Genomic DNA, 6,000 nt, shown 5'->3' on the forward strand with positions numbered 1-6,000 from the left:
GAGCCAAAGCCCATTGAGTTGGCTTTGGCTCGTTACCCTAATACGTTGTTAATGATTAGAAGTATATTCAGAAGCGACGTAATCTAGCTCCTTTTGCTCTGTGAGCATCTCAACTACAATTTCAGGTAGTGATGGAACCCCATGAAGAAAACCTTGTTGGTTAAAGCCGCCTAGAGCTTCCAGAAATGCACAGGTGTCTTTATTTTCAACACCCTCATAGATAATACGTGCGTTTTTTACCGAAACGAGCTTCTTAACTTCATCGATTTTTTGCTTGTAATCAATGTTATGGCAAAGTCCCCATGTAATGGTTTTATCTATTTTTATCTCACTAATAGGCAGTTTGACAATACGTTCAATATTCGATGCTTCCATCCCAAAGTCATCTATAGAGATCTCAAAACCATTCAACCTTAGCCGTAAAATATTTGCCAACAATTCTTTTTCAATATTGCCTGAAAGCCCCTTTTCAGTCAGCTCTACAACGATAGTATGCTCAATACCTTGCTTATAGATCTCGAGTAGATTATCGACAACAGATTCATCAGTCAGTAAATTAGGATCGATATTAATTGAGAACCTCAACGATTTATCAAGTTCACTGAAGTGGAGATGATAATCCTGAATGAATTTATTTATCACGATATTGGTAAAAACCTTTTGCTTTCCTAGCTCTTCAATTACTGGCAAAAAATAGCTCGGTGGAAGTAAGGTCCCGTTTTCATCAGACCATCGTGACAACACTTCAAACCCCGAAATAACATTTATATCCGAAACAACTTGCGGCTGATAAACCAGATTGATGGGAAAATCGTCATCGATGATTGTTGCACGGTTACCAAAGCCAAGCTCGCTTTTGGTTATGGTTTCAACTTCAAGTGCTTTATCAACCAACTCACTTATTTGGTTAGCCCAAATAGGCTTTTCTAGTGAAGCGACAACATTTAACTCATAGAGCTTTCCAAGCATACTCACCGAGCTAACAATGGATTTATCCAAACCTGAAATAATGATTATTTTAGACTCAACATTTTGTTGCGACATCATACTCAAGAGTTCAAATCCATCGCCATTGGGCATCATGATGTCCATAATCACCAAATCAAATGATGCGTTTTGCATTTTGCTCATTGCATCGAACGCATTTTCTGCAAACTGTAGAGATGTTTTTTTATTAGATAAAGAGACCGCATTTTTAATGACCTCTCTCGATAGTTCAACATCGTCAACAATCAATACTGTGTTATTCATTCTCTTCACCTTTATAGTTTGCAATAATATCCATCCAAGTGCGTTGTGATTTCATTTTCTTTGAATCCAAGTTCATGACCTTCATTGATCTATCGTTACTTCTTACACTTCGATACTCGCAGCCCAATGAAAAAAACAGATCAAAAATCCTTTTGCTTTTCAGTAGTATATAAAGCTCTTTATCTGGATTTAAGCTTTGTAGATACTTGTACGCCTCTCTGCCCATTGTGTCTGTAAATGACGAATAATGAGTGCAGTTAAAAGTAACAACTAAATGTGCTCTATCTTCTTTAGATACTAAGACTTGCTCCAAAAAATCTGCTGCAAGATTATAGTTAGCACTTAATAAGTGTCCGATTAATTGCCCATTAACCGTGACGAGCGTTAACTCTCCAGAATATTGATTTATTATTTTTTCAATAATTACCTTTCTACTCATACCTAAATCTTCTAAATTACTGAGCATAACGTTATCCTCATATTCAAAGATGACATCAATTAACTTGGTAATCTTCCCAAGAAGGAATGAATTATTTGAGTTAATCACCGTAACTTCTGTTTGGACGTGCATGTTCATATCAATATAACCGTTATTATTAAATTTATTCGTTAACCCTGTGAGAACTGTTTGTGAGTCGTTTGCCTCCCAAACATCAAATATGTTGACTCCAATAAGGTCCAGTAACTCGTTTTGACGTTTTAAGTGGGGAGTTGTTACTCCTCTTTCCCAACGGCTTAGTGTCACAACGTCCAGGTTGTTAAAGTTAGAGTTACTTCTTTGAATCGCATCAACAAAATTAGTTTGAGACAAACCATTATTAACACGAAACGTACGTATAATATTTCCAAACATAGCTTTATTTTCTTATTCGTTATTGTGATTTAGCTTATTTTTAATTAAATACGAACAAAAGCTAAGGGCAAGCTGTGATTGAATAATTTGAAAATGCCCAGCTACTCTCAACACTTATTGGATGATAGTTATTTTCATAACAGTTTGGGCATTATCTTGATGACAATGCCCATAACTCTCAGAAAAACAGATGAAAATAATACATGAAGATCCGAAGATGGCTTACCCTCAGGTTATAGGTAGGAGTATTTAACTAAGTTAGCAAGTACCACCTGATAAAGCGCAATGAAGCTTTAGCTTTAGATCGCTCGGGTTGAGCGGTTTGGTTAGATAACACGAAAAGTATTGGTCCATTCGAGCCTCTTCTTGAATGGTAGCTCGTGCCGTAACGGCAATTATAGGTAACGATGGCTTACGCTTTTCCAACTCAGAAGCAAGCTCAATGCCATCCATAACCGGCATTGAAATATCCGTCAGTACAACATCAAAGTCATGTTCAGAAGCGAGTGCTAAAGCCTCCAAACCATCATTCGCGGTCATGCATTCACAACCTAGCTCGTTTAAGTGGAACTCTAGAATTTCTCGGTTGAACTCAACATCATCAACGATCAAGGCTTTTTTACTTGTGCAGTCTAAGCGCTCTCTAACGTTATATACCTGTTCAGCAACACCGTTAGAACACTCAAGAACATTCATAATTTCTTGAGCTGGGAGTGAGATAACAAAAGTACTACCGGTGCCGAGCACACTCTCAACACGCAACGAACCCTTCATTAACTCTACGATGGTTTTAGTTATCGCCAAGCCCAAGCCAAAACCAAACTGTTGGTCTTCTTGATTAACCTGTTCAAAGCCGTTAAACACCGCATCCAATTTATCTTGGGGAATACCGACTCCAGTATCGCTTACGGAGATATTGAATGCTCTATCGTCGGTTGAAACTTCTATTGTCACCCCTCCCTTGTTTGTAAACTTCAATGCGTTCGAAACTATATTATTGATTGCTTGCTTAATACGAAGCTCATCAATCATCAATGTTGTCGAAGCATCGACATTGCATATAATATCAAGCGACAATTGTTTAGACTCGCTAAGCGGAAAAAACGTATTTTCAATTTCGCGCATCAAACTCATTACTGACAGGCATTTAGGGTTTAATGAATAGCTTGCTGCTTTTACTCTTTCAAAATCCAATAGGTCATTCACAATGCCTAAAATAGTATTGCTCGCACTCGAAATACCGTTCAGCTGATGGCGATATTCGTCAAAGTTTTTGCTATGGCTTAGCATATGTGTATAACCAATAATCGCGTTCAGTGGCGTGCGAACCTCATGGGACACATTTGAAAGCAGCACCGATTTCTGTTTATTGGCCTCACTCGCCTCTTGCGCTGCTATCTCGTACTGCTTCGTTCGCTCTTCAACTTCATATTCAAGCCCTTCAATCAAATTTTGAATCTGGATCCCAGCCTCAGAATAAGCCTTTGAAAGCTGTTCAATTTCGTCTCCATTACTATAAACAGTATGTCTGGATTTATTAAAATCACGCTGCTTTAGATATTTAGCTTGTGCGATCAATTTAGAAATAGGTATCAGCATCTTATTCACCGCGATTGAGTTAATAGCTAAAAACAGACCAAGCAAAAGGATATAAGCAAAGAACAGGCGTTTGATCAACGAGTTATCACCAGATAAAACCAGCTCTTTGGTGGTCGCATAACTGGAACGAATCACATGCTCTGGCGTGACTAAAATCAACCTCCAACCGGTTTGACGGTTCTGAACAAAAGTGACATTGAAAACACCTTTTTCGCCACTTACCACAAAACTACCCAAGTAATGTGACATGATATGGCTTCCGACACTCTTTTGAATTTGTTCATCAAAAACACTTTCAGACATCAATTGGTCGACATTCTGTTGTAGATTCGACGCGATAAGCTTGCCGCTGTCGTCTACTAAGAAATAACGGTATTGGAATTCATCGATCATATTTTCAAAAGTCAGTGAACGAGAAAAATACTCTAAATCTAAATCAAATTTGAGTAACGCGTTATCCCAGTGCTCTGGACGGATATAAATGGCAAACTTAGTGACGTGCCCCACTTTAACTTCTTTCCCTATATAGAAATTCTTGTAGTGGATCATGCGACTAAAATCGACAGAAATAGAGCGGCTTACAATACCATTTTCGGTGATAGAGACTTCTTGGTTGCGTTCAGTGTCAATAAAAAGCACCTTTTTGATAAAAGGCTTACGCTCTGTGTTGATATAAGCCAGTTGTTTATTACGAAGTGCCTCGTTTTTCGATTCATTAACAAAATCATGAGCAAAATCAATCGCTACATGCTCCACTTCCTCAGTGATCAGCTCGACCTCTTTATCGAGGGTTACACTTTGAGCTTTCACAAAGGTAAGTAGAAGCTTTTTGTTATTTCCCGTAATGCTCTCCTTTATCTCTTCAAATTGGTTTTGTGAAGAAACCTGAACGATTTCGATAGCGGAGTACGTAAGCAACACCACAAATAGAACCAGTATTGTTGCGTTGGTGAAAATGATTTTATTTTTAAAAGACACGTTCCTATCCTCCAACTTAAGCGTCAAAAAGTTGAATCATGGCGTTAGACACATCCATCAAAATCTTTTTTCCGGCACTTTCATTGATTACCGCGTCGTAGTGCTCCAATTTAAGACAAATTCTTGCAACCTCTGTAGCCCCGCAAGATAACGCAATGCCTTTCACTTTATGGGCGAGCGCTCGATTGGACTCACCTCCTTGAAGAATATCATCATTAACCTTGTGCAAACTTCTAATAGCAATCTGACGAAATCGAACGCCAATATCCGATTGAAAGTTACAACCCGTCGCCATTAAAAATACATTTGTGTCGATGCTATACATACCAATTTCTCCCGCCTTCGTGACCCCCCTTAATTTTGACCGTCTGTTACAAAACTGATATGGCAGATCGAGAATTTAAATAACCGGCATGCCTAATGGCATTGTCTGTTTTTTAACTTGGCTTATGCCATATTCACTGCTGGCTACATTTGGACAATAGATCACACTTTTTATGATTATCGAGTGAAAATAATGGCTCAACTTTTCAGACATACTTTTAGACGCTTGGAACAATTAGGTCGAGTGTCTATAAAACAAATATTTGGCGTAACGGCCTTCTATGTAGATCACGTTTTGCTCGTTCTACATAAAAGTGGGGAGCTGTACCTCAGAGGAACACCGGCACAAGAAGGCTACTTTATTAACAAGGGCTACCCCAAGGTGAATGCGAGCGTACTTGGAGTAAGTCAGAATGCGGATTATTACAAGTTGCCAGCAAACCCTTGGAGCAAGTATTCTTTGACTCTATGTGAAGCAGAAATCGCACTAGAGCAAATAAAGAGATCACGAAGCAGTTATATTTCTGCTCCCGAAAGGCTCAAAGACTTACCCAACATGCGATTCTCAACTGAGCAACTTCTTGAGAAAGCGGGTATAAACTCCATTGAGAAACTCAAAAACCTGGGCACGATTGGTGCTGTAGAGGCTATCCAACAGCATACCCACCATAAACCAACCATCGAGTTAGTTTGGTCGTTAGAGGGTGCAATCCAGGGTATACACCGTTCACAACTGCCGACGAACCTAAAAAATGCATTGCGCACCCAAGCTCAAAGTTATTGTTAGCCTATATTGTTTTAACGAAGCTTCATAGACAGGATCTTAAGAGCTAACTTGTTTATTTAGATAGAAAAAAGGCTTCATTTATGATCAGATAATCGTCGCCAAACAAACTACCTACATCAATAGTGAAGCCGATGACGATTATCTCCTTACAGAAGCAATTTAAGCAATTCTTTAATGCTGACACCCTCCAAAAAATGGCGAAAAGTAC

5 protein-coding genes are annotated in these 6,000 nt (G+C 38.8%); 1 reads left to right on the forward strand and 4 read right to left on the reverse strand.

Annotated features, from left to right (window positions below; translation table 11 throughout):
- Nucleotides 1–48: 48 nt before the first annotated feature.
- The 4 genes from AB4307_RS02940 to AB4307_RS02955 form a co-directional block, all read right to left on the reverse strand.
- Nucleotides 49–1,251 carry an EAL domain-containing response regulator gene (locus tag AB4307_RS02940; protein WP_372131054.1) on the reverse strand — a complete coding sequence of 401 codons (1,203 nt, stop codon included), beginning with the start codon at nucleotides 1,249–1,251 and terminating at the stop codon, nucleotides 49–51.
- Nucleotides 1,244–2,104 (reverse strand): helix-turn-helix transcriptional regulator, encoded by an 861-nt coding sequence (locus AB4307_RS02945; RefSeq protein ID WP_102319859.1) that lies wholly within the window; start codon nucleotides 2,102–2,104, stop codon nucleotides 1,244–1,246. The genes AB4307_RS02940 and AB4307_RS02945 overlap by 8 nt, the downstream gene beginning before the upstream one ends.
- A gap of 258 nt (nucleotides 2,105–2,362) precedes the next feature.
- Entirely contained in the window at nucleotides 2,363–4,681 is a 2,319-nt protein-coding gene (locus AB4307_RS02950; RefSeq protein WP_372131056.1) for an ATP-binding protein, read from the reverse strand.
- Between the two features lie 16 nt (nucleotides 4,682–4,697).
- Nucleotides 4,698–5,006, reverse strand: a complete 309-nt coding sequence (locus AB4307_RS02955; RefSeq protein WP_017061719.1) for an Hpt domain-containing protein — start codon at nucleotides 5,004–5,006, stop codon at nucleotides 4,698–4,700.
- A 192-nt stretch (nucleotides 5,007–5,198) separates the two neighbouring features.
- Between AB4307_RS02955 and AB4307_RS02960 the strand changes: the two genes are divergently transcribed.
- Nucleotides 5,199–5,792, forward strand: a complete 594-nt coding sequence (locus AB4307_RS02960; RefSeq protein ID WP_137001856.1) for a TfoX/Sxy family DNA transformation protein — start codon at nucleotides 5,199–5,201, stop codon at nucleotides 5,790–5,792.
- Nucleotides 5,793–6,000 lie beyond the last annotated feature (208 nt).

Origin of the sequence: Vibrio sp. 10N.261.52.C2 (assembly GCF_041471425.1) — a bacterium.
GTDB classification, from domain to species: domain Bacteria; phylum Pseudomonadota; class Gammaproteobacteria; order Enterobacterales; family Vibrionaceae; genus Vibrio; species Vibrio crassostreae_C.